General features: G+C 59.4%; 22 protein-coding genes and 1 tRNA gene. 12 read left to right on the top strand and 11 right to left on the bottom strand.

The window, feature by feature from the left end:
- Positions 1–126: 126 nt before the first annotated feature.
- Positions 127–1,449, bottom strand: coding sequence for a YkvI family membrane protein (locus QP999_RS12310; RefSeq protein WP_284848397.1), 1,323 nt, complete (start codon positions 1,447–1,449; stop codon positions 127–129).
- 277 nt (positions 1,450–1,726) lie between these two features.
- The gene (locus tag QP999_RS12305) at positions 1,727–2,275 is read right to left on the bottom strand and encodes an RNA polymerase sigma factor (RefSeq protein ID WP_070524053.1); all 549 of its coding nucleotides are present in this window, start codon (positions 2,273–2,275) and stop codon (positions 1,727–1,729) included.
- Positions 2,276–2,451: 176 nt separating this feature from the next.
- Between QP999_RS12305 and QP999_RS12300 the strand changes: the two genes are divergently transcribed.
- Entirely contained in the window at positions 2,452–4,008 is a 1,557-nt protein-coding gene (locus QP999_RS12300; protein ID WP_143336225.1) for a catalase, read from the top strand.
- A 124-nt stretch (positions 4,009–4,132) separates the two neighbouring features.
- Entirely contained in the window at positions 4,133–5,584 is a 1,452-nt protein-coding gene (locus QP999_RS12295) for a hypothetical protein (protein ID WP_284848396.1), read from the top strand.
- Between the two features lie 328 nt (positions 5,585–5,912).
- Here QP999_RS12295 and QP999_RS12290 read toward each other — a convergent pair whose 3' ends face one another.
- Complete coding sequence (locus QP999_RS12290; protein WP_143336023.1) at positions 5,913–7,226, bottom strand: ISL3 family transposase; 1,314 nt, start codon at positions 7,224–7,226, stop codon at positions 5,913–5,915.
- A 144-nt stretch (positions 7,227–7,370) separates the two neighbouring features.
- Here QP999_RS12290 and QP999_RS12285 point away from each other — a divergent pair, with 144 nt between their 5' ends.
- Complete coding sequence (locus QP999_RS12285) at positions 7,371–8,822, top strand: DUF5129 domain-containing protein (RefSeq protein WP_284848395.1); 1,452 nt, start codon at positions 7,371–7,373, stop codon at positions 8,820–8,822.
- A 125-nt stretch (positions 8,823–8,947) separates the two neighbouring features.
- Here QP999_RS12285 and QP999_RS12280 read toward each other — a convergent pair whose 3' ends face one another.
- The 4 genes from QP999_RS12280 to QP999_RS12265 all read right to left on the bottom strand — a co-directional run bounded on the left by QP999_RS12280 (position 8,948) and on the right by QP999_RS12265 (position 12,068).
- Positions 8,948–9,838, bottom strand: coding sequence for a DUF3800 domain-containing protein (locus tag QP999_RS12280; RefSeq protein ID WP_070524119.1), 891 nt, complete (start codon positions 9,836–9,838; stop codon positions 8,948–8,950).
- A gap of 822 nt (positions 9,839–10,660) precedes the next feature.
- Positions 10,661–10,882 carry a hypothetical protein gene (locus QP999_RS12275; RefSeq protein WP_005323143.1) on the bottom strand — a complete coding sequence of 74 codons (222 nt, stop codon included), beginning with the start codon at positions 10,880–10,882 and terminating at the stop codon, positions 10,661–10,663.
- The gene (locus QP999_RS12270; protein WP_230310978.1) at positions 10,879–11,163 is read right to left on the bottom strand and encodes an ArsR/SmtB family transcription factor; all 285 of its coding nucleotides are present in this window, start codon (positions 11,161–11,163) and stop codon (positions 10,879–10,881) included. Before QP999_RS12270 ends, QP999_RS12275 begins: the two co-directional genes overlap by 4 nt.
- 236 nt (positions 11,164–11,399) lie before the next feature.
- On the bottom strand, positions 11,400–12,068 hold the full coding sequence (locus QP999_RS12265; protein WP_005323141.1) for a hypothetical protein: 669 nt from the start codon (positions 12,066–12,068) through the stop codon (positions 11,400–11,402).
- 614 nt (positions 12,069–12,682) lie between these two features.
- On the opposite strand from QP999_RS12265, the gene QP999_RS12260 reads away from it, so the two are divergent.
- On the top strand, positions 12,683–13,678 hold the full coding sequence (locus QP999_RS12260) for a tyrosine-type recombinase/integrase (RefSeq protein ID WP_049358834.1): 996 nt from the start codon (positions 12,683–12,685) through the stop codon (positions 13,676–13,678).
- A gap of 269 nt (positions 13,679–13,947) precedes the next feature.
- On the opposite strand, the gene QP999_RS12255 is transcribed toward QP999_RS12260, so the two are convergent.
- On the bottom strand, positions 13,948–14,259 hold the full coding sequence (locus QP999_RS12255; protein ID WP_005511619.1) for a helix-turn-helix domain-containing protein: 312 nt from the start codon (positions 14,257–14,259) through the stop codon (positions 13,948–13,950).
- Positions 14,260–14,328: 69 nt separating this feature from the next.
- On the opposite strand from QP999_RS12255, the gene QP999_RS12250 reads away from it, so the two are divergent.
- The 3 genes from QP999_RS12250 (at position 14,329) to QP999_RS12240 (ending at position 17,071) form a co-directional block, all read left to right on the top strand.
- A complete protein-coding gene (locus QP999_RS12250; RefSeq protein WP_005511621.1) occupies positions 14,329–15,303 on the top strand; it encodes a hypothetical protein in 975 nt (324 codons plus the stop codon).
- Positions 15,304–16,515: a hypothetical protein gene (locus tag QP999_RS12245; RefSeq protein WP_284848394.1), complete on the top strand. Its 1,212-nt coding sequence runs from the start codon at positions 15,304–15,306 to the stop codon at positions 16,513–16,515.
- A gap of 184 nt (positions 16,516–16,699) precedes the next feature.
- Positions 16,700–17,071 carry a hypothetical protein gene (locus tag QP999_RS12240; protein WP_284848393.1) on the top strand — a complete coding sequence of 124 codons (372 nt, stop codon included), beginning with the start codon at positions 16,700–16,702 and terminating at the stop codon, positions 17,069–17,071.
- 220 nt (positions 17,072–17,291) lie between these two features.
- Here the strand turns inward: QP999_RS12240 and QP999_RS12235 are convergent.
- Positions 17,292–17,368, bottom strand: a tRNA-Pro gene (locus QP999_RS12235).
- Positions 17,369–17,449: 81 nt separating this feature from the next.
- Positions 17,450–18,355, bottom strand: coding sequence for a metallophosphoesterase (locus tag QP999_RS12230; protein WP_284848392.1), 906 nt, complete (start codon positions 18,353–18,355; stop codon positions 17,450–17,452).
- 41 nt (positions 18,356–18,396) lie between these two features.
- Here QP999_RS12230 and QP999_RS12225 point away from each other — a divergent pair, with 41 nt between their 5' ends.
- Positions 18,397–18,861: a GatB/YqeY domain-containing protein gene (locus QP999_RS12225; RefSeq protein WP_070564310.1), complete on the top strand. Its 465-nt coding sequence runs from the start codon at positions 18,397–18,399 to the stop codon at positions 18,859–18,861.
- A gap of 4 nt (positions 18,862–18,865) precedes the next feature.
- On the opposite strand, the gene QP999_RS12220 is transcribed toward QP999_RS12225, so the two are convergent.
- Positions 18,866–21,298 carry a transglycosylase domain-containing protein gene (locus tag QP999_RS12220; protein ID WP_284848391.1) on the bottom strand — a complete coding sequence of 811 codons (2,433 nt, stop codon included), beginning with the start codon at positions 21,296–21,298 and terminating at the stop codon, positions 18,866–18,868.
- 178 nt (positions 21,299–21,476) lie between these two features.
- Here QP999_RS12220 and QP999_RS12215 point away from each other — a divergent pair, with 178 nt between their 5' ends.
- From QP999_RS12215 to QP999_RS12200, 4 genes are read left to right on the top strand one after another with little or no spacing between them, the layout of a single operon-like run.
- Positions 21,477–21,812 carry a WhiB family transcriptional regulator gene (locus QP999_RS12215; protein WP_180952135.1) on the top strand — a complete coding sequence of 112 codons (336 nt, stop codon included), beginning with the start codon at positions 21,477–21,479 and terminating at the stop codon, positions 21,810–21,812.
- 13 nt (positions 21,813–21,825) lie between these two features.
- Entirely contained in the window at positions 21,826–21,987 is a 162-nt protein-coding gene (sp36, locus tag QP999_RS12210) for a Sp36 family protein (RefSeq protein WP_154737218.1), read from the top strand.
- The gene (locus QP999_RS12205; protein WP_070565226.1) at positions 21,987–22,445 is read left to right on the top strand and encodes a RidA family protein; all 459 of its coding nucleotides are present in this window, start codon (positions 21,987–21,989) and stop codon (positions 22,443–22,445) included. Before sp36 ends, QP999_RS12205 begins: the two co-directional genes overlap by 1 nt.
- 18 nt (positions 22,446–22,463) lie before the next feature.
- Entirely contained in the window at positions 22,464–23,276 is an 813-nt protein-coding gene (locus QP999_RS12200; protein WP_070524074.1) for an MBL fold metallo-hydrolase, read from the top strand.
- Positions 23,277–23,314 lie beyond the last annotated feature (38 nt).

Here is a 23,314-nt window from a genome sequence, read left to right as displayed (position 1 = left end):
ACGACAGTGCCGCACTGTTCTCCTCAATAAAAGAAGTCCGCCGCCAGAGTGAATTCTGGGGCGGACTTCTTTCTAATTGTGGCTATGTGTAGCGGGACGCGCGGCCCGCTACACATGCGGGAAACGCTAGTCCTTCGGGACCTCGGGCTTGGTGTGCTCCACGAAGGTCACGGAGGGGTCTGGATCCTCGCGGTCGTATTCAATCTCATCGTCGGCTTCGAGTTCCTCGTGGATTTCCTCGGCGACGACTTCGACGAACTCCTCCGTTTCCATGTTGGAGGCAGCGGCCAGCTTACGCAGCTCGCGCTCGTTCTTCTTGGTGAAGTGCTCGCGCGGGTCGAGGCGGCGCTTGACCAAGGTGCGGGCGCGCACGCGGCGGTCAGACTCGGAGGTGATCTTGTCACGCTGGGTAATCCAGCTGATGACCATGACTGCAATCATGAGCAGGCCAATCCAACCCAGAATCGGGTAAACGCTGGAGACCAGCTGCTTGAAGCCAATGAAGGAGAGGATGAAGCCCACGACACAGGCGCCCGCGTAGACGGGGTAGAAGAGCTTCGGCTTCTTGCGGGTTAGGCGCTTGCCCATGGCATAGAACATGCCGATGGCGGTGTTGAAGACCATGCCGTAAATAATGAAGGTCATGAAGTAACCCAGGATCGGGTTCACGTTGTTGATCAACGTGAGCACCGGCAGGTCCTGCTTGTGCACATCCGGCGCCACCATGTAGAGGGAGACCACGAGCAGGGCGAGCAGGAGCAGGTAGAAGAAGCCGCCGATGAGGCCACCAACGCCCACTGCGCGGTTATCCAGGATGTTGCCGCCGATGACGATGGACATCGACACCGCGCACATGACATTCAGACCGGTGTAGTTCAACGCGGCCAGCCACCAGTTGCTCAGAGGGCTTTCGACGTTGTTGACCGCGAAATCATTGGCGCTGGACCAGTCAACATCCGTCACGATGATGGTGTAGCCGGTGGCCAGGACGACGAAGATAATGATGAAGGGTGTAATCGCACCGATAACGGAGCTCACCTTGTCCACGTCGAGGAGGCCCACCAGGAGCACCAGAACGAGCATAATGGCGCCGCCTACCCAGACGGGGACGCTCTCGAACTGCTGGTTGAGGGTGGAACCGCCACCGGCGAACATGACGAAGCCGATGGAGAACAACGTGGCTAGGGTGCCCCAGTCCAGCACTCGGGAGACGATGGGGCCACTAATCTTGTCGTAGACGGCCGTGTGCTCGTCCGCTTGGAAGTAGGAGCCGAGCTGCAAAATGGCTACACCAGTAATGATCATGAGGGCGGAGGCGAGGAGTACACCCCACAGTCCCATGTTTCCGAAAGCCACGAAGTACTGGATTGCTTCCTGTCCGGAGGCAAAGCCGGCGCCGACGACGACACCAATGAAGGCCATGGAAATGGCCACTGCGCGTTTCCACATAAGGTAAAGAGGTCTCTCAATCTCACACGCGCCGGGGAATGTCATCACAACCCAAGGTGTGGTGCGGGCAATCGGGAAAGCCTCGCGGGCCCGGTTCGACTATCGATTTATCACGTGTGCCTCGAAAAAGATTAGGTGTGGTCGATAGGTATTTTCCAGCTGACACTACGATTTCTCGCTGAGCTGGCACCGGACGGGCCGCCAGGACCTGTCAGTTGCCGCACGTCTGCGCAGGTGCTGTGACTCCCGACGCCCATTTATAACGGCTCGATAACGATTATCCGCGCTGGTCGATGAGGTCCTTGCGGGCGCGGGCGACGCGGGAGCGAATTGTGCCCACACGAACCCCGGCGATTTTCGCGGCCTCCTCATAGGTGTAGCCCAAGACTTGGGTCAGGATGAGGGCTTCGCGGCGGTCTTCTGGGAGGGCGTCGATAAGCGCGCGGGCGTCGATCCACTCGCTCCACGTGCCCGAGCTTTCCGGGGTCGCGGCAAGGGCGGCGGCGTCTTCATACTCGGTGGCGGACTTACGTGGGCGGGCCATGTCGTGGCGGATGTTGTCCACCCACACGCGGCGGGCGAGGGAGAGCAGCCACGTGCGTGCTGAAGAACGGGCGGCAAAGCGGGGGAGCGCGCCGATGACGCGCAAGTAAGTTTCTTGGGTGAGGTCGTCCGCGATGTCTGGGCCGCCGAGGTGGGCGAGCAGGCGCCAGACATCATCTTGGGTGGACTTGATGAACTCCGTGAGGGCTGCGCGGTCGCCGCGGCCCGCCTTGAGGGCGAGATCGGTGACGCGCGCATCGTCGCGCTCGGAGTGTCGTTTCACCTCCCATAATTTACCAGTCGGGGGCGTGGGCCTTGGGAACCGCTGGGGCTCCTCTGTGGGCGTCTACGTTTGGGAAAAATTCTGTTGCGTAGGTCATTTTTAATGGGTAGGCTATGAAAGGTCCGAGATTGATAACGAATCACAAATTATCAACAACTGTAGGAGGCATTAACCCCATGACTAACGCTTCAAACGAGTTCGTTGCAGACAAGGTTCTGGATAAGGGCCAGCGCGCCCCGGGCGGCGAGAACACCACCCGCCCTTCCGGTCAGCCCATTGCAACTGAAAACACCAGCATCACTGCTGGCGAAAACGGCCCGGTCGTGCTCAATGACATCCACCTTATTGAGAAGCTCGCACACTTCAACCGCGAGCGCGTGCCGGAGCGCACCCCGCACGCTAAGGGCCACGGTGCCTTCGGCGAGCTGCACGTTACCGAGGACGTATCCGCTTATACCAAGGCCAAGCTCTTCCAGAAGGGCACCGTGACCCCGATGATGGGTCGCTTCTCCACCGTCGCCGGCGAGCAGGGTTCCCCGGATACCTGGCGTGACGTCCACGGCTTCGCGCTGCGTTTCTACACCGAGGATGGCAACTACGACATCGTGGGCAACAACACCCCGGTGTTCTTCCTGCGTGATGGTATTAAGTTCCCGGACTTTATCCACTCCCAGAAGCGTCTGGGAGCCAATGGTTTGCGCGATGCTGACATGCAGTGGGATTTCTGGACCCGTAACCCGGAGACCACCCACCAGGTCACCTACCTCATGGGTGACCGCGGTACCCCGAAGACCACCCGCCACCAGAACGGCTACGGCTCCCACACCTTCCAGTGGGTCAACGAGTCCGGTGACGCCTTCTGGGTGAAGTACCACTTCAAGACCCGCCAGGGCGTGGAGAACTTCACCGACGCCGAGGCGACTGAGATGGCCGGCCAGAACGCTGACTACCACCGCGAAGACCTCTACAACGCCATCGAGGAAGGCAACTTCCCGGTCTGGGACGTCAAGGTTCAGATCATGCCGGTGGCAGAGGCCGAGGAATACCGCTTCAACCCGTTCGACCTCACCAAGACCTGGTCCAAGAAGGACTACCCGCTGGTGGATGTCGGATACTTCGTGCTCAACCGCAACCCGCGTAACTTCTTCGCGCAGATTGAGCAGGTTGCCCTGGATCCGTCCAACATCGTCCCGGGCATTGGCCTGTCCCCGGACAAGATGCTGCAGGCACGCGTCTTCGCATACGCCGACCAGCAGCGCTACCGCATCGGACCGAACTACAAGCAGCTGCCGGTGAACCAGCCGCTCAACCAGGTCAACACCTACGAGCACGAGGGCTCGATGCAGTACCTGTTCAATGCCCCGGAGGATCCGGTCTACTCGCCGAACCGCCACGCCAAGGGCGGCGGCTACATGGACGGCGATGAGAACCTGCGCTTCAAGGAGCAGGAGACCACCACCGCTCCGGACCTCTACGTGAACCCGGATCCGGCCGGCATCGACTTGGTTCGTGCGCCCTACGTCCGCCACGCCGAGGATAATGACACCGTTCAGGCCACTGACCTGTACGAGAACGTCTACGACGACGGTGCCAAGGAGCGCCTCGCAGACAACATCACCAACGCTATGGCTGGCGTGTCCCCGGAGACCGAGGAGCGCGTCTACGCCTACTGGGATGCTGTCTCCCCGCAGCTGGGCAAGCGCGTGCGCGAGCTCTTCGCGGAGAAGAAGTAATTAACGCATACGCGTTAATTACGTAACCTCAGTAGCCCCGCTAGTGACCGAAGAACACGGTACTGGCGGGGCTTTTCCGCGCGCCTGACCGCTTTTTCCCAGCGTGAACGATAGTTTCTTTTACATGACCTCACGCCTAGCCAGTCCTGCTGACGCCAACCGGAAGGTTGGCACCCGCGCTCTTATTCTCACCCTCGTGCTCATCGTGCCGCTCATTGTCGGTGCGGTCGTCGCCGCCGTGTCCGAGTGGCAGCCGGCCGAAACCTGGTCGCAGGAACAGGCCGGGGCTCCCAGCGATGGCACCATCGATCCGGCTGAGCTTTACGACGTCTCCCGTGCCCTCTCGGAAGCCAATGCCCAAGCCGGCTTTTTGGCCAACGGCACGAAGCAACTCGCTGACGGCACAGGGGAGCTGCAGGATGGCGCCGGTGAGCTCGGCGGTGGAGTAGACAAGCTGGCCGGCGGCTCGCAAGAGCTGTATGACGGGCTCGTGCAGCTGCAGTCCGGCACCGCCCAGCTGGGCAACGGTGCTACCGAGCTGGCCGACGGCGTCGGCGGGGCCGTTGACCAAGTCGTGGGCCTCGGCGTGGTTCGCGGACAGCTCTTGCAGGCAATCGACGGCACCTTAAAGGACCTAGAAGGAAACAACTCGGCGGAGGCGAAGAACATCCGCTCGCAGCTTGGTGATCTGCGCGGCCAGGTGGAGAACTTCCAATTCGACCAATCCGTTCAGGATCAATTGACGCAACTCAAGGATGGTTCGCGCGACCTTTCTAATCAGCTGGCCGTCAATGGTTATGCCTATCACGATGGCGTCTACCAAGCCACCGAGGGGGCGAAGCAGCTCAACGCCGGTATCGGTGAGCTCAACGCGAAGGTCGATGAAGCCTTGAAGGGCGTGGACCAGCTCGTTGCCGGTGCGGAGAAGGTCGATGGCATGGCCAAGCAGAACCGGACCAAGGTGCAGGGCGCGCAGCGTGCGATGCCGACCGTCGCCGGGCCCGCCGAGGGTGGCAGCGAGCCCGCCCAGCTGCTGAGCCCCATCGTCGCTATGTTGCTAGCAGCCATCGCTGCTCTTGGCGGCGGTGTTATCGGCGCGCTGTTGACGCGCGTGGAGCGCCGCATCCTCACGCTTCTCGGCGGGGCGGTGCTGATTGGTGTCGTCGTGGGCTTGCTCGTGGCCCTCCTGGCTACTGGCGTGACCGCAGCCGCGGTGGCCTGGGCGGGGCTCGCGGCGGCGGGGGCCGGGGTGGCGTCGGCAAGCATTGCGTACGCGCTTGCGCGTGGCCTTGGCGCGGGCGGCTGGGTCCTGGGCAGCGTGCTCGCCGTGGCGCAGGTTGGCATCGTGGGCTGGGCGTGGAAGGCGGCGTCGACCGGCACCGATCTCAACAACGCGATGAGCGCGCTCGTGCATCTCTTCCCCATGCAGTGGGCCACCTCCGCCATCACCGTGGCAGGTAATGGCGGACAGTCCCCACAGTTGTGGACTGCTTTGGCCATTTTGGGGGTAATCACCATTGCGGCCTTCGTGCTCGTGGGGGCACCTGCAGGGCGGGCCGAAAAGGAAAAAGCCTAGCTCACGGCCCTGCGTCCGACACATCGCAGAAGTGCCACGATATGTTACTCGGTTTTCCAGATTTTGCTACCGCTGTGAATGGAAAGAGTGCTAGAGTGAAAGTCGCTCACAAAGCCTACTTAGGGGGTAGGCAAACGGTTTCTCCAATCCGTTGTGAGTGATAGGGAATAGGGGCGACGCGGCTGCTGTAGGGGCACCGCGTCGTTTCCAATTGTGGGGGTAAAGTTGGCGGCACCGACTGCCCAGGAATTGGAGAAACACCGTGACCGACTCCCGCGATATCAAACCTTTCGCTGCCAGCCGTGGCCCTAAAGTGGCCCTTCCGGTTTTAGAGTGCGTTGATTTTGTCCTGTAGTTGTCCGGAGTGGATTAGGCATCGCAAGATGTAGTGGTTGAGGTTTTTAAATCCTAGGGCGATGCCGCGTAGGTGTTCGAGTCTGCCGTTGATTGCCTCAACGGGGCCGTTGGATGCGCCGATATCAAAGTAGGCGAGCACATCTTTGCGTCGACGCCACAGGGTGCGTCCCAGTTGGGCGAGCTCTTCTAAGCCTTTTGGTAGTCCTTTACGCAGGGTGTGGATGATGCGTTCCATGAGCTTTTTGCCTTCCGATTTCTTCGGATGCGCGTACGCTGCGATCATGTCTTGGTAGAGCAGCCACGTTACTTCTAGGGCCACGTAGTCGTCATCGGTGGCCCACAGCATTTCTAAGCGTTGCTTTTGCCGCTCGGTGAGGTAGTTCGTCCTGGTCAACAGGGTGCGCCGGTGCTTGTACAGCGGGTCATCTTTGCGTCCGCGGCGCCCGGTGGTCTCACGTTGGAGTCTTTGTCGGCAACTGGTGAGCTTGTCGGCTGCTAGATGCACCACATGGAAAGGGTCCATGACTTTGTCCGCCTGTGGTAGTTGCTCTTCGACTGCGGTGGCATAACCGGTGAACCCATCCATGGTCACCACCTGTATCTGCTCCCGGAAGCTGGGGGCACGCTCTTTAAGCCACCCGCTGAGCACGTCGGCGGATCTGCCCGGTCGCATGTCTAACAAACGAGCAGGACCACGCCCGTCTACCAGCGGGGTGAGGTCAACGAGTATGGTCACCAGGTTTGATGCCTGGCCTGGTTTGCGGGTGTGTTTCCATACATGTTCATCGACTCCAAGGATACGAACCCCGTCTAGGTGACAGGGGTCGCCGTAGACAAGCTGGCGGCAGGCATCCAGTGCGACCTGATTGACCAGATCCCAGCCCACACCGAGTGCTTTGGCGGTAGCCGACACACTCATCCGGTCAATAGCAAGGCGCTGCAAGATCCAGCGGGTGACCCGGTCAGTGAGCTTGGCACCGTCATCTGCGCAGGTTAAAGATTCTTGGAAGATCTTCCTCTTACATGAGGCGGCTGTACACAGGAACCTGGGGACTGTTACATGCAACCTGGTGGGGAATCCGACGACAGGAAGATCAACGAGTCGACGGGTGGTGTGGTCGCGCAGCTTTCCTGGCTGTCCGCAGTCCGGGCACACGCCGATAACGGCTACTGGCGTGGCCTCAATGATGGTCAACGCTCCGGCATCAGCGGCACCGGTGATAGCAAGTCCGATTTCCGCGGTACGGCAGATAGTGTCAGCAACGAGGTTTCCAGTAGGCTTCACAGTACGGGTCCCTGGTGGGTTTAGATGGTTGTGTAGGAACTTTCATCTTCACACCAGGGACCCCTACATGTTGTGGTGACCCGCTGAACCCGTCGATTTCTACCTCACCCCGCTACGCACCCCGAAACCGGAAGAGCCCCTAAAGTGACCTCTGTTGGGGCCATCATCGGTGCGGCGCTGGTGGGTGGTCTGTTGCTCGGGGGAATCGGCGCGGGTGCGAGCCTGGCGGCCTTCGATGAGCCCGAGCGCTCCGACTACGTCATGCAGCCCGCACAGCGTGAGGTGCAGGCTGACATCATGGACCCAGACGATGTGCTTACCCAGGGGGAAGAAGAGCGCATGCTTAGCGATGTCTCCCGGATTGCCGCCCCCGACGTGGTCCAGGGGCTGCACTACATGGTCTTTGCCAAGAACAAAGAAAACGTTAACGACTCCGTGGAGGAGTACCTGCGCGATAATCACCCGGAGCTCATCGGCAAGGATAAGTTCGCTGATGGCCAGGTCTTCGTCGGCGTGGGACTCGATCCGCGCCAGGCCTTCGTCTTTGCGGGTGAGGACGTGTCCGGGCCGATGAAGCTGCGCAAAGGTGACAGCCATTTGGAGCAGTCCATCGAAGCCATTAAGCCGGGCGTGCGGGATGGCAACATTCCTGCTGGCCTTTTTGCTGGCGCGGCGGCAGCGATCGATGTGGACCGTGCTGCGGACGCCCAGTACGAGAGCGCGAAAGATGGGCGCATTGGGGCGGCCATTGGCCTCGGGGCGGCGGGCCTGGGCGTCGGTGGCGCGAGCGCGGGCATCGTCGGCGGTACTCGGCGCAGCCGACAGAAGAAGGCGCAGCAGGCGCGCGAGGACTGGGACTACGTATCGCAGACCTATACCGATGTGGCGCAGCGCCTGAGGGAGATCGATATTCGGGCGCACTCGCTGCAATCGGGTCTGGTGGATGAGCGTTTGCGTGAGGACTGGGAGGGCCTGCGCGATGACTTCCTCGCCATCGATGCCCAGGTGGGATCCCTTATGTCGATTTCGGCCGATGCGCCGGATGAACAGTTCCGCTCGCATGCCGAGCCCATCGCCCACGCGCGCGAGCTGTGTGAGCGCGTGGAAACCGCCGAAGTCAACATTGAAAAGCTGCGCCGTATCGAAGACGCTGATGCCGATGCTCGCCGCTTCGAGCTCTACGAGTTGGGTAAAGACCTGGCCCAGGCGGGCTACTTGGCGGCGGATATCGACTCGGCGCTTGAGCGTCACGCCAAGGAGCTGGAAGGTGCCGCCGTTGCACTCTCCAATGAGCCCAATCACCCGCAGTTCATGGAACGCTACTTGGAGCTCTTGGACCGCACCGCGCTACTCTCTGAGCACCTGCAGGCGCAGCTGCAGAAGCGCAACGAGGCCGACGAGCGCCCAGAGCGCACGCGCATCTATGACTCCAACTTCTTTGCCGGTTCCGGCTACCACGGCTACGTGCCCTTCTACGTTGTGAGCACCTGGGACAGCGACGCCACCGCCGCCAATAGCAGCTCCTCCTCCAGCGGCGGCGTCAACAGCGGGTTTAGCTCGGGCTTTTCCGGTTCGGGTGGATCTTCGAGCTTCTAGGGCTGGTTAAAAGCCCTTAACCGTGAAACGCAAGAGAACTCGAAGCTGCCTACCGCTTGGTTCCCGTTGGCAAAACCTCTCACAGGGAATTGGCTTCCTGCAGGAGATTTGTGGCAACCATGCATTTACCTGAGTGTGGCTTTCCTGACCCGTTCTAGTTTTTCCCGGTTTTCCTGACTCACATTTAGGAAGTCGATAACTGGCCTCTCGGCATAGATAATCTCTGAATGGTGGAGATCTGAGATGGATCGCCCGCATAGGTGGAGTTTCGATTCATAGGTGAAAGCTCCTCGCGCAGCCGATAACTGACTCGCAAAGGGGATCCATGAATAGCGAGAATCTTCTACTAGTTGATATTCGACAGCTCGTTTTACTAAAGCGCATACCCAATCAGCAAACTGGATATTAGAAGAGAGTTTACTGTCGATGTGCATGGGCGGTTCAATTAATCGCCGCATTTCCTTATGCTCGGTAGCTCGACCCAGAATATGGGCGTACATCACAGGTAAGCGCTGGATTCGGGATTTTTCATTGATTTGATCCATTAGCACGAGCATCGATTGGTCTAACGAATGTGCATGATTCGCCAGCCTATTTAAGGATTCCCTCATTGAGGTTTCTTCTCGCTGGCGAAATTCATTTGGACCACAGTTAGTCTCTTTGGGAGTGCCTATTGGCTTTTCTTCAGCATAGTAGAAAAGGTTTCCATTCAATTGCCTAAGTTTGGAAATCAGACTTCCAAGCAGTCTTAAATTTTGGGGACGTTCATCGTATGCCTTGGCGAACAGTAAATCTGCGCCTTTTCTTTCCCATCGACCAGGATCGACGTTGTCTGGAATATCATTTTGGAAGAATTGCTTCTTTCGTTCCGCGAAGAAGGCGCCAAATTGCCGAGCATTATCTTCGGGAATTACAAAGCCGCCATAACCAAAAGCGGGGCTATCAGAGAACTTCTTGTGTGAAGGATGGACAAAGGCCCCAGGGGAACCAATTTCGTCAAGGTATGCGAGCAGCAAATTGAACTCCGTGACTCCGGAAAATGGCACGAGAGCCGATGCTAAGCATCGGCTCTCGGAGTTGTTGCCCGGGGTATTCTTGCCTCGCGGCTCAACGCCTGGCGTACTTCTGTGAGTATATATGTGTATTTACGCGTCGGCAATTGGTGGCTTTCTACTGATGCGGTACCTTCAATCGCGGAAGAGGGGGATGTGCCCTCGGCATTTGCCCTGAGGAGGTCTAGGCTGACCTAACTGTGACCCGGTGCTTCAACTGCTGCACTGTTCGTCTTGGTCCTGGTGCGGTGCGCTCTCAGTACGAAGAATAAACCTGGTCATGTTTGCAGAGCTAGCCGAACTTACCAATCTCATTGGCTTCGGTCACGATGTTGGTCAGGGAAGAAATCTCGGACGCGGTATGTCCCGGTCGATGGGGTGCAGCGCGTCACGTTGTTTACGCTTCTCCCTTAACCCCTCTTTTAGAGGTGAAAACGAAAAAGAACCCGCAGTTTCCTGCGGGTTGAGTCTTTTGCGAAACTACCCACCCACCTGCAACGACCCGAACCACAGCTATGGTTTCCGTCGGTTTCCGTTCCCGGTTCCGTCGGCAGGTGGGCCGGGGCGGTGTCGGAGGTGGGGGCACACCACGTGGTTCGTCCCCAGTCCTAGCCCCTATCCGCGAGAGGGACAGGATAACGCCACGACCGGAGACACACCCCGCCGCCAAAGTCACAAGCAAGTTTATGTTGCTGGAGGTCTACGCGACGTGCTTAGCGCATACGCTGTGACAGCCCATAGCGCGGAGCCAAAACCACCGCGCCCCTTGTTTAAGGAAGAGCCTGATTACTCGGGGATCTCGCTGAGTTGGGCCTCAATCCGATCCAACCGCTCGGTGATGTTGCGTAGATGCTCCACGATGAGTTGGTTGGAACCATCGATCGCCGTCGCCGTTTCGCGTCGTGCGCTGGTGACGGTGCGTACCACCCAGACGGTAAGAGCAACGAAGATCGCGAGTGGTAATGCGGCGGCGAGGATGACAAGAAATACGGTAGCGGTAAGTGTCACGAAGATTCCCTTTTCTGTTCTTGATTAATCAGGTGCCTAATGTGGTCTGGAGTTACTTCAAGCTGAAACGGAGCGACCCAGTAGTGCTTCCTCACTCGGCTCTCTCCGAGCTGTTCCAGGCCACTCTCGATGAGTCCAGCAGCTTCCAAGCGGTTGAGGTGCTGGTAGAGCAGTGGCCGAGACATCCCAAGTCGGCGGGCCAGCTCACTGACATGGGTCGAATCCGTCTCTAGGGAGGCGATAATTCGCAACCGAGGCTCACTTCCAAGAGCACTGAGCATCTGAGCGAGCCGTGCTGCGTCCATCATCCCTCCGTATCGTAATCGAACGATGTCAGGTGTAAGTATATGCTTACAGTCAGCGGTGCGCAAGTTCTGCCGGGTCTGGCGGAGACGCTGCCCGACTTAAGACGTGGCCGGTGTCCCATCACGTCCCCTCTTCACCCTCCCCAAGAAGAAACCCAGCCGCAGCACACACCACAGCTGGGTTCCTTCATGGCTTACAGCGTAGCCAGCAGCTACAGCCGCTCGATGTCTACATCGCCATCGAGAATCCTCGGCTCTACCTCCATGTGGATCCCGCGGTAGGGAAGTAGTGCGCGGATAATGTCGTGGGTGATGTCGATGCCTGGAGATGGTTCGTCCCGCAAAAGGTGGTACAGGCTAGGGCAGTAGTCCACGCCGGGAAACTCGTCCTTTGCTTCGGGAACGCACCCGTCCGGGTCAAAAGTCGTGCAGCGAATGATCAGGTCGTCGTGGACACTATTGGGCAGATTGATGGTGAGTCCTGGTGTGGTGGCAGACATGTCTGCAACCGTGGCCTCGTTTACAGACCGGGTAAGCGGGATTAGGCCGCGGGCGGACTCACCGCCTTGGATGCGGGTGAGTCCCGCACGGTTTCCGTAAGTGTCGGCCAGGGTGACAAACGTGACGCGCACCGGGGCAGTGGCCACCGACATGGAGTTAAACGCGGTGAGGACGTTGATTTCGCGCTCGGTGATAAGCCCCTGCGGGCCTGTGAAGCTAATGACGTGGTTGTAGAGCGCGGCGGTGGACATGGACAAGATGGTGTCGGCCACCTGTTTTCCCTGTTTCAGGGTTTCGGTGACTTGGGCGAGGTCGTCTACCTCAAGCTCGGCGGTGAAGTACTGGCAGTACAGTGGTGTGCTCATGTCGAGTGTGGACATGGTTCGTCCCTTTCCTTTGAGGGGGGTGAGCAGTGGAAATGTCAAGTGTCGGGCACGGTAACAGGTAGAAATTTGCGGATACGCAAACTGTCCGCGCGGTGAGTTGCCGATGTGCGAGGTATGGCAACAAGCCGCGTGAGTTAAGACAAAATTGCGGATACGCAATCGCGCTCGACGGTGGTCACGCTAGTCGGTGCGGGGTGTGGTTGAGGCTCCGCGCAGGTCGCGCACGTATCGGTTAGCCACAACCGGGGGCAGCGGATCTACATGTTGTGGTGGACATAGCTGTGGGCCACAAAGTGGGGCCTTGAAGGACTTGGTGGGTAGGATTAAGGCCGTGTCCGAGGCTCGCGCGGGGGTACTAAATATGGCATGTCCCTTTTTTGATCTCCACAACATGATGTGGTGGTTCGTCTGGTAGATGTTTGCGGAACCGCAAACATGCAGGCCATATAAGAAATTCCTGCGAAGTTGGCGGTGTGAGGCCACCTGCTTGCCAGATTGCAGATCGGCAAACAAGACTATGTGTAGCGGAGTGCACTGCGTGGCCTAGCTACGTAGCATCCACTACACCGCCCCATTCCACTGCGATCGTGCCGACGAAGGAAAGGCCCATGTCCAGTAACTACACCACCGCCGACTATGAGGCGATCATCGCCAACTACACACCACACGCCGTGCGCTCTGAGCCGTGGAGCCACGTTGCCGACTTCACCCGCGAGTGCGTGCGCGCACTTAACATCACCCCGGATAACACCAGCCGCGACGCACTGCGCAACACGCTCAACTGCGTGTCCAAGCTCGCCGCCTGGGTCTGGGTGAGCTACGGCGTGGTGACTGTCGAGACCGTCTTCCACCCCGACATCATCGGAAACTACTTCCTTGCCGGAGATGGTGCAAAGCTCAGCCCGTCCACCGCAGGAACCCAGCGCTCGCTGCTGTGTCGTGTGGCGGAGGTGATCAACGACGACTGGAACCCTGACTACCAGCACCCGATTAGCTACGAGCCAACCCTTGAACCCTACGACTCTTATGCCTGTGACAGGATGTGGGATTGGGCCGAGTCGCAACCCACAGCTGCCCGCCGCCGCAACTTCACTACGGTGCTAGCACTCACGCTTGGTGCGGGCTTGCGCGCAGGAGAAATCTGCACGCTGCGCGGCAAAGACGTGCGTGTTGACGGCGACGGGGTGCTGCTGTTTCCGCACGGCTACCGCGGGGCTGGCCCGCGCGAGGTGCCACTGCTCAAGTCTCATATCGAGGTACTTCAGCCGGTCATTATGGCTACCGGCCCGGAGGACTACCTGTTCAGGCCAGGCCGCGACAACGAGAACGTCAGCCAGCTCTCGGCGTATCTCCGCCGGGTAACACCTAGTACATCGCCGGATATGGTGCCGGATACCCGCAGGCTGCGCAATACGTGGATTATCGACCGCATTGCAGCCGGAGTTCCCGCTGATGTGCTGTGTGCTGCGGCAGGACTGAAGTCCTTGCACCAGTTTGAGGACTACGTGGTCGAGGCCGGAGCTAACCGCCGCCATGCCTACCGGATTCTTTTGGCCGGAGGATCGACTCATGGCACCCCAGGTGGAGGCCTGTACGTGCTGTAGCTCGGCTCACGGAGACTTCCTGAGCTATCCCTAGCGATTGCGGATACGCAAAGTTGGATTGCGGATACGCAAAACTCGTCTCATGGCGCACAGACCGCACCAGGGACGAACCACCCTGTGACCTGCGGGTTTACTCATGGTCTGAGGTAAGAAGGCACCGCCACCTATTTCGTGGTGTAGGTGTGCTCACCTCGTGAGCCATGAACGACACCCATGTAACTCACACCCGCCTTACCAGTGTCGGAAACATGCAGTTTCCAACCCTCGGGTCACTGACTGCCGTATCGGTTGCTGCGATGGCGCGGCCACAAGGGCTTGCCTGTGGTGACCTCGATATTGGCAATGACACGTCCCGTCGGGATCATCTCGCCGCGGATGATTCGGGTGATGGTGGAGGTGGGGATACCGCAGGCCTCGGCCAAGTCTTTGGCACTGGGGTAGCTCCCGTCCAGGGTGAGTTTCTGGACGTTGCGGGCGAAGTCCTGCAATTTCCGCATGACCGGATCGTGGGCCTCGATATGGGCATTAGGCCAGTTGGCGTAACGCCTGACCGGAGCCTCGGCGGGAATGTCGGAAGCCACGAGCCACCTTTTCAGACAACAGAACTAAAGGACGAACCACTTAAGTCTAAATACAGTGAGGTCTACGCTGTGATCGACACACTGACGACACGCGGATTACTGCCCGCCACCACGCCTGCGGTAGCGACAAACCGCAAGCGCCAACTCGCTGCATATTTTTGCTACGTGCGAGACCGCTGGTACGTGGATTTAACCGTGGACAACTGCATCATGCTGCTTAAAGACGGCGGCTCCATTCACAACTACCTGCAATACCGCACAGATTTATCCACAACTAGCCTCGATGCCACCCGCCGCCTCCTTAACCGCTGCGCGCGCCACGTCATTAAGCACCACGGCGCGCTGGATTGGGTAGAAGATCTACCCGAAGTTATTCATCCTGCGGCGAAGTCGAAGCGCCGCGCCTACACCTCCCACGAGCTGATCCGTATTACGGATTGGCTGCGCTCTAGACCCCGCCGCGAATCGCGGCGTGTGGCCTACATCCTTGTGGCCTTAGGCCTTGGTGCTGGTATGACCACAGAGGAGATTTATCACTGCGTCTATGGTGACTTCACTGACTTCGGCACCGTGCTAGCAGTACATGCCCGCGGTGGCCGAGGCCTTACGTCGCGAACCATTCCGTTGACCGCGCCTTATAGCGATGTCATGCGTCAAGTCCTGCGCGGTGTGAGCGCAGACCGTAAGGACGAACCACTGGTGAAGCCAAACTCAGCGCGCCGCCGCAACGATGCCACAGGCCCGCACCTCATATCTGACTTTATCCACAAGACCAGCCAAAACCCGTCGAGTACTGGGCTTGCACCCAACATCAACAGGCTGCGCTACACCTGGATTGCTCATCATGCCGCCGCGCGTGTGGACTTTAACCAGCTGGTCTATGCCACTGGCACCATACAGCCATTCCACGACACCTTCCACCGGATGATCGTCGAGGCCGGGGCACTAACTGAGGCCGAGTACTGGGTGTGGACTACAGGCAACAGGGACGAACCGGCTTATCCGCCGCTGCGGCTGGTTACACCTACAGGGGAGGAGAGCTAAATGGCCCGCATATCGGTTACTCCCACCCCGCTTCTGCGCCTGGACGGAGCTAGTGTGTCCTGGGCACTAAACATCATCGACCGTACTGACATCTGCGAAAGCCTTGATACGTGGCGGCGCGAGGAGGGATACGACCCGCAGAAAGGTGGGCGACCAAAGACTGTCAGTGACCGCGCCATCCTTGCGCTGTATCTGATTCTGGCGCGCTCTGGTCAACCCATGCATTTGACCACCATGGTTGCCCTGCTAGCTAGTAAAGACACCACCGAAAAAGCTCTGGAACTTCTTGAGCTACCCAGCCGCGATAAGGCACGTCGCGTGGGCGATAATTACTTTGTTCAGCACGGCCTGTGGTATCACCGCCTGTGGCGTGCATTGCACAGGTTCCTAGAACTGGTTGACCCTTTCGACAACATCCCACACCATGTACGGCTAACCCGTGCCGAGTTCAACCGGCTGATGGACGAACAAGATCCTGAGCGCCGCGAAGAAAAATGGCAGCGCGCCACCTATGTGTTCAACCAGCTGGTCATGGCCAGCACCAAAGACATGCCGGAGGAATACCGCAACAACTGGCAGGGAGACCTCACTCTAGACGGAACACTGATTCCAGGGGTTCGCCGTGGAAATAACCGATGGACGAACCGACCAGATGATCTTATGTCCTCTGAGCCGGAGGCAGGTTGGTATTCCCGTGATGAGCGACAGGAAACACACGGTGAAAACAAGCGCACAAGGAACGCTAAGCACGTGTGGGGCTGGGAGGCCACCCTTGTGGCTGGAGTTATCCGTGAACAAGGCCCATATGCACAGCCTCACCTGATTATGGGCATGGCCTTTGACCGGCCCAGCCACAACCCTGCGATTCGTGGGCTGCAAGCCATGCGCCATTTAACTGATGATCCGTCTACGCCTAAAGGCGTGGTGGTTGGTGACCGTGCGTATTTCGCTGTGGCCAAGACCAAAGACTTCCACGAGCCACTACGTAAAAAGGGATACACCCTGGTTGGCGACTACAAATCCAACCAGTTAGGCCAACGTGGCAGCTTTGAAACCATGAGCTTGGTCGAAGGCCACTGGTATTGCCCGGCCATGCCGAAGTCACTGATTGAGGCCACCGAGCAGTTTAGGGCTGGTCTTATTGATGAGGACACCTACAAGGCCCGTATTAACGAGCGCCGCGCTTATGCCATGCGTCGTAAAGGTTGCTGATGATACCGGCGAGAGTCAAATGTTTATTTGTCCTGGTCGCGGTAAAGGAAAGACACTGGTATGTCCCTTGGTGCAAAAGGCCGAGAGGCAGGACGCTCGGGCTAAAGGTCTGCCTATTATCCCAACACCTAGTCTTGAAGCCCCGCGCAGCCAAATGGGAAAGTGCTGTACCAATAAGTCCTCTTTGACCATCCCTCACACAGAGGGTATTCGCTACCGCCAGACTGGCCCGGCCTACAAGACACCTGAGTGGCAGAAAATTTACGGTACCTGGCGCAATGTGATTGAAACGCGCAACGACTATGTGAAGAACAATCGCGGCGGTGCTGCTATTGGTGACCATACGAGAAGACCTGTACGCGGTTTTGCTGCGGCCTTCTTCTATACAGCTCTTGGTGTGGTTGCGGCCAATGTATCTATGATTCGGCGTTTTCTTGGCCGGGTGGATCGGGATGAAAAGACTCCGCCACCTGGCACGCGAGATCCGCACCCGCCGCGCGATCCGGCGCGCGAGAAGGCAAGCCCGAACGCGCCGCCTGCGCGCGAGGCTGCTTAAAGACCAACTGAATAGCTTTATCCATCTAGCTCGGAAAACCGATTTGAGGTTCCGGGCTATTAGTCGTTTTAGAGGGGACGAACCATGTGGGGACTCTTATTGTTTAAGGCCCGGATTGCCGCGAAAACGACTAAACCCACCGCCCGAAGGAGGTGGGTTTATCTCACGGAGGCAGTTTCGCAAACGATTTAAGGTCGTTTCACGAAACCGTCGGGTTTAATGGTCGGGATAACAGGATTTGAACCTGCGACCTCTTCGTCCCGAACGAAGCGCGCTACCAAGCTGCGCCATATCCCGGTGTCTCGCTCTAAGCGGTACCGGAATACTGTAACTCACCCCGGTCTGAAAGGACAAAACGGCAGCGTGGAGGGGGTATCCCTAGGCGGCCTTCTCAGTGATACGCAGAAGCGTGGCCGACGGGCGGCAGAACACCCGGAAGGGAACGAACTTCGAGGTGCCCAACCCGTTGGAGACATGCATGTACATCTCTCCGAACAGGTGCAGGCCCTGGGCGCGGGCGCGATCGATGCCGCAGTTGGTCACGATGGAGCGCGAGCCCGCCACCTTGAAAGGCAGGCAGAGCTGGCCGCCGTGCGTGTGTCCAGACAGGGACAGCTGGTAGCCGTCGGCGGCGAATTTCTCCAGGACGCGGGGCTCCGGGGAGTGCAGGAGCGCCAAGGAAAGGTCGGCATCCTCGTTCGGGGCGCCGGCGATTTCCGAGTAGTCATCCAGATCATGGTGTGGGTCGTCCACACCGGCGGCAGCCAGGCGAACATCGCCCACCTTGAATTCCACGCGAGCCTGGTTGGCATCGTGCCAGCCGTGCTCAAGGAAGGCCGCGCGCATGCCCTTCCACGGCAGGTTCACATAAGAGGGCTCGTTCTTCTTCCCAATCAGGTAGTTGAAGGGATTCGGGATGCGCGGCGCCCAGTAATCATTGGTGCCAAAGCAGAACATTCCCGGGCGGCTCAGCAGCGGGCCAAGCGCGCGGAGGACCTCGGGGACGCCGCGCTCGTCGGAAAGATTGTCACCGGTGTTGACCACCAGGTGCGGGTCGAGGGTGTCGAGGCCTGAGACCCACTCGATTTTGGCGCGTTGGCCCGGAATCATGTGGAGGTCGGACACGTGCAGGATACGGAACTCGGACTCCTCGCGCAGCGTGCCGGGCTCCAGCAGCGGCAGGGTGTACTCCTTGAGCTCGAACTTGGTGAGCTCTGAGTGCGCCCATGCGGCGGTGCCCAGGCCGGCGGCGGCGAGTCCGCCAAGGACAGGGAAAATCTTCACCCTCACCACACTACCTGGCCGGCTGGCGTAGATTGAAGGGCATGAGTGAGTTGAAAGAAACTATCCGCGCTGACCTTAAGACCTCGATGAAGGCCAAGGACAAGGCCCGTACGAGCGCCATCCGTTCTCTACTGTCTGCCATCCAGGCGGAGGAAACTTCCGGTTCTCGCCACGAGATCACCGATGAGGACATCCTCAAGGTCATCGCCCGTGAGATTAAAAAGCGCCGCGAGTCCGCAGAGGTTTACGCGGAGAATGGCCGCCCGGAGTTGGCGGAGGCGGAGCTTGTCGACGTCCCCTTCTTCGAGGCCTACCAGCCGGAGCAGCTTGACGACGACTCCCTGAACGCCCTCGTTAAAGAATCCATCGCCGAGGTTGAGAAGGACTCCGGTGAGCCGGCGACCATCAAGCAGATGGGTAACGTCATGAAGGTGGCCACCGCCAAGGCTGCCGGACGCGCGGACGGCAAGCGCCTGTCCACGGCCGTGAAGGCCGCCCTGAACTAACGCGCTAGAGCCCGAAGAAGCTCCGCACATCATTCGTGAAGCGGTCAACGTCTTCTTGAGTGAATAGTGGGTCGGACTGGCCGCCTCCCGGCTCGCCGCCGCTCGGTGCGGACGGGGAGCCCGAGTTGGAGTCCCAGGCTACTGGGCTCGTGCTCGCAGAATCGGAGGAGTCGCTCGCGGAGCCGTCGGAAAGCTGGAGCGTGACCTCCGCGCCCTTCTTCGCGCCGGATGGACCGGTGATGACGCGAACTACCTTGCCGTAGCCCACGCCGGGCGCGGGGACCTCGGTGGTCCTGACTTTATATCCGGCTTTCTCCAGCGTGGAACGGGCTTGGCTCTCGGACTTGCCCTTCACGCCGTCGATAAGCGGCGAAACCTTGCCAGAGTCGTAGGCCCGGTCATAATCGGGCACCGTGCCCTTCTGTGCTTCGGGGACACGCGCGGCCATCGTGTAGAACGTCGCCGCCGGCTCCTTGCCGCCGAAGAGGTTGCCGCTGGGGCACTGGCGTACCGGGCCGGTGCACAGCGGGCTTGTGGTGGTCCCGTCGTTGTAGATGTACGGTGCGGCAGCGACTGCCGAGTTGAATCCAAGGAAAGCCGAGGACTGGTTGGACTCGGTGGTACCGGTCTTGGCGGCGGCCTGGCCGCTGAAGCCGGCAGCGCGTGCCGAGTCGGAGGCGGTTCCCTTTTCGGTATCGGCGGTCATGTTGTTTTCCAGCGCCTTTGCCACTTCCTTGTCCACTGCGCGTTCGCACGGCGTGTGTTTGAGGTAGACCTCGTTGCCGTGGGAGTCCGTGACTTCCTCGATGGGGTTGGGCTCGCACCACATGCCTTGCGACGCCACCGTCGCGCCCACGTTAGACAGCTCCAGTGCATTCACTGCTGTCGGGCCGAGCGTGAAGGAGCCGAGGTTGGAGTCTTTAATGTGGTCGGCGATGGAGGACTCGCCGTCGTAGCTGCCGGGTTCTTCATAAGAACGCAGGCCGAGCTTGACGGCGATGTCGACCAGGCGCTCGACGCCAAGTTGCTCGGTGAGTTGGATGAAGGGGGTGTTGGGGGAGTAGGCCAGCGTGTCCTGCATGGTCATCGTGGAGGCGTAGCTGCCGGAGTTTTCCACGCAGTACTTGTTGGGCGGGCAGTTAGCTGCGCCGCCGTATCCCAGGCCTTCCGCTTCGTAGCGATTGGGCACGGCCAGCTTGTCCTTGATGCCGTAGCCCGCCTCCAGGGCGGCCGCGGCGGTAAAGAGTTTGAACACGGAGCCTGCGCCGTTGCCCACCAAAGAATTGGGCTGGGGCAGAAGGGTTTCATTGTTGTTCAGGTCGAGCCCATAGGTGCGCGACGACACCATGGCTAGGACCTTGCGGGAATCGGTGCCCGGCTTGATAACGTTCATGACCTCCGCCACGCCCGCCGCATCCGGGGCGGTGTTGCTTCGCACTGCGTTGAGCGCTTGGTCTTGGACGTCGGGGTCAAGCGTGGTCTTAACGGTCAGACCGCCACGCGCAAGGTGCTCGCGGTCGATGCCTTTTTCGTTGAGGTATTCCAGCACATAGTCGCAGAAGAAGCCGCGATCGCCCGCGCCGATGCAGCCGTTAGCCAGGGTTGCAGGGCTGTCCAACACGCCGAGTGGCTGCTGGGAAAAGGCGTCGGCGTCCTCCTGGGAAAGGGAGCCGTTATCAACCATGGCTTGGAGTACCACGTTGCGGCGCTCAGTTACGCCTTCTTCGTTGGTATAGGGGTTGAGGTATTCCGAGGATTGCACCATGCCGGCGAGCATCGCAGCCTGCGGCACGGTGAGGTGCGCGGCATCGGTTCCGAAGTAGGTGCGGCTAGCGGCCTCAACGCCGAAGGAGTGGTTTCCAAAGGGGACGAGGTTGAGATAGTTGGTGAGGATCTCATCCTTGGAGAGCCGGGCATCGATGTCCGTAGCCATGCGCATTTCGCGCAGCTTACGGGCCACGGATTGTTCGGTCGCGGCCTGACGTTCTTCGTCGGTAGTCGCGTTGACCAAAAGGAGGTAGTTCTTTACGTACTGCTGGTCAAGCGTGGATGCGCCCTGGGAGACACCGCCCGCAACCAGGTTGGTCCACAACGCACGGACATTGCCCTGCAAGTCGACGCCCTCGTGCTCATAGAAACGGCGGTCCTCGATAGCCACCACTGCCTTCTTCATGGCGTCCGAGATCTCATCCGGTTTCACTGGATGGCGGCGCTGCTCATAGATATACGCAAGGGGGTTGCCCTTGGCATCCAAGATGGTGCTCACGCCGGGGGTATCACCGTTGGTGAGATCCTGGACGTCTGATTGCATCGTCTCATTGGTCCTGGCCACGGCGACACCGCTGACGCCAGCGACGGGGGCGATGGCCAGCGCGATGAGGATGCCGACCAGTGCTGTGGACAGGACGAGCTTTCCCAGGGATTTGATCACAGTCACCCTCCACACACTAGTGGTTTAGGAGGATATCCGGGAGACCCCCCTAAAGTGTGACCTGTTAGACAGGTATACCGGTCTGTGAATAGACTTACCAAGGGTACATAATATTCCGTCGGGTAGAGGGTTATTCATGATCTTTGAGCTCGACGGGGGTGAGCTTGGAAGGAGTTACCTAGCCATGGCAGTCAGTGTCAAAGGTGCAGGACGGTCCGCAATGGTAAAGAATGCCTCGTTAACCACAGAGCGTGGTGAGTGGGTTACCCAAGCTAAGTGCCGCAACGGTGATCCTGATGCACTCTTTGTACGAGGAGCTGAGCAGCGTAAAGCTGCAGTAATCTGCCGCCATTGCCCGGTGCTCAATGAGTGCCGCGCGGATGCGCTTGATAATCGCGTGGAGTTCGGCGTGTGGGGCGGCCTCACGGAGCGTCAGCGCCGCGCCCTTCTGCGCAAGAACCCGCACATCACGAGCTGGGCCCATTACCTCGCTGAGGGTGGCGAACTCATCGGTATTTAGTAGCATTGAGCCCATGACTAAATGGGAATATGCCACCGCGCCGGTTCTTACGCACGCGACGAAACAAATCCTCGATTCCTGGGGTGAGGACGGCTGGGAGCTCGTCACCATCACCCCGGGTATGAACCCGGAGAATGTTGTCGCCTATTTCAAGCGTCCTGTGGAGGAGTCCTAATGGGTGCGCTTGCCCGCCTTGAAGAGCTCGGCGTCGAGCTGCCTTCTGTCGCTGTCCCCCTCGCGTCCTATATCCCAGCTACCCGCGTGGGAAACCAGGTGTGGACCTCTGGCCAGCTGCCCGTCGTGGGCGGTGAATTGCCGGCTTCCGGCAAGGTCGGCGCAGAGGTGAGCCTAGAAAAGGCGCAAGAATTGGCACGTGTGGCCGTGCTGAACGCTTTGGCTGCAATCGATGGTCTCGTAGGTCTTGATCACGTAACCCGCGTGGTGAAGGTGGTTGGATTCGTGGCTTCGGACCCCTCCTTTACTGAGCAAGCTGCGGTCATCAATGGTGCTTCCGACTTCTTGGGTGAGGTCTTCGGAGATGCCGGAATCCACGCGCGTTCTGCGGTGGGGGTAGCGGTCCTACCGAAAGATTCCCCCGTTGAGATCGAAGTCATCGTAGAAATCGCTGAGTAATCGGATAGGGTTAGAACCATGGAGCATCCTGCATATAGCCAACTGCGTCCCGTGAGCCAGTCCGTCGGTGTCGTGCTGTGCGATAATCCCAGTTACACCGCTTTGGAGGGCACCAATACGTGGATCATCCGCGCTGGAGAAGATTCCCGCGCCATTGTGGTTGATCCGGGCCCGGAGGATGAAGGTCATCTCAACGTCGTGACCGCGAAGGCGGGCGAGGTTGCGTTGATCCTTCTTACCCACCGCCACGATGATCACGCATCAGGCGCCCAGCGCCTGCGTCAGCTCACCGGCGCTCCCATTCGCTCTTTCGATCCGAATTACTGCAATGGGGGCGACGCGCTTGTCGACGGAGAAGTGATCACCGTCGACGGCATCACCCCGCAGCTTGAGGTCGTTCACACCCCGGGTCACACCGCAGATTCCACCTGCTTCTTTGTGTGGTCCGCGGAAGCGAAGAACTCCACCCTGGAGGGCATCCTGACCGGTGACACCATCGCAGGCCGCCACACCGTGCTGCTGTCTGAGACGGATGGCGACTTGGCTGATTACCTGAAGACCCTGGATCTTCTGGAAGAACGCGGCAAGGACGTGGCGCTCTTCCCGGGCCACGGCCCGGACTTGGAGGACACCTCCGCGGTTGCCCGCAAGTACATTGACCGCCGCCACCACCGCCTGGACCAGATCAAGGAGGTCCGTGGGCGCTTGGGTGAGGACGTCGACGTCAAGACTCTCGTTGATGAGATGTATGACGATGTCGATCCGGTCCTGCGTCACGCAGCTGAGCAGTCGACGCGCACCGCGCTGAAGTACCTCGCGGCTCAGAACTAAAGCACTACATAGGAAAATCCCCCGAGAAATTCTCGGGG

Origin of the sequence: Corynebacterium sp. MSK004, assembly GCF_030232515.1 — a bacterium.
GTDB lineage: Bacteria > Actinomycetota > Actinomycetes > Mycobacteriales > Mycobacteriaceae > Corynebacterium > Corynebacterium hesseae.
The sequence above is the reverse complement of the archived record's forward strand: the minus strand, read 5'-3'. Positions and strand labels throughout refer to the sequence as shown.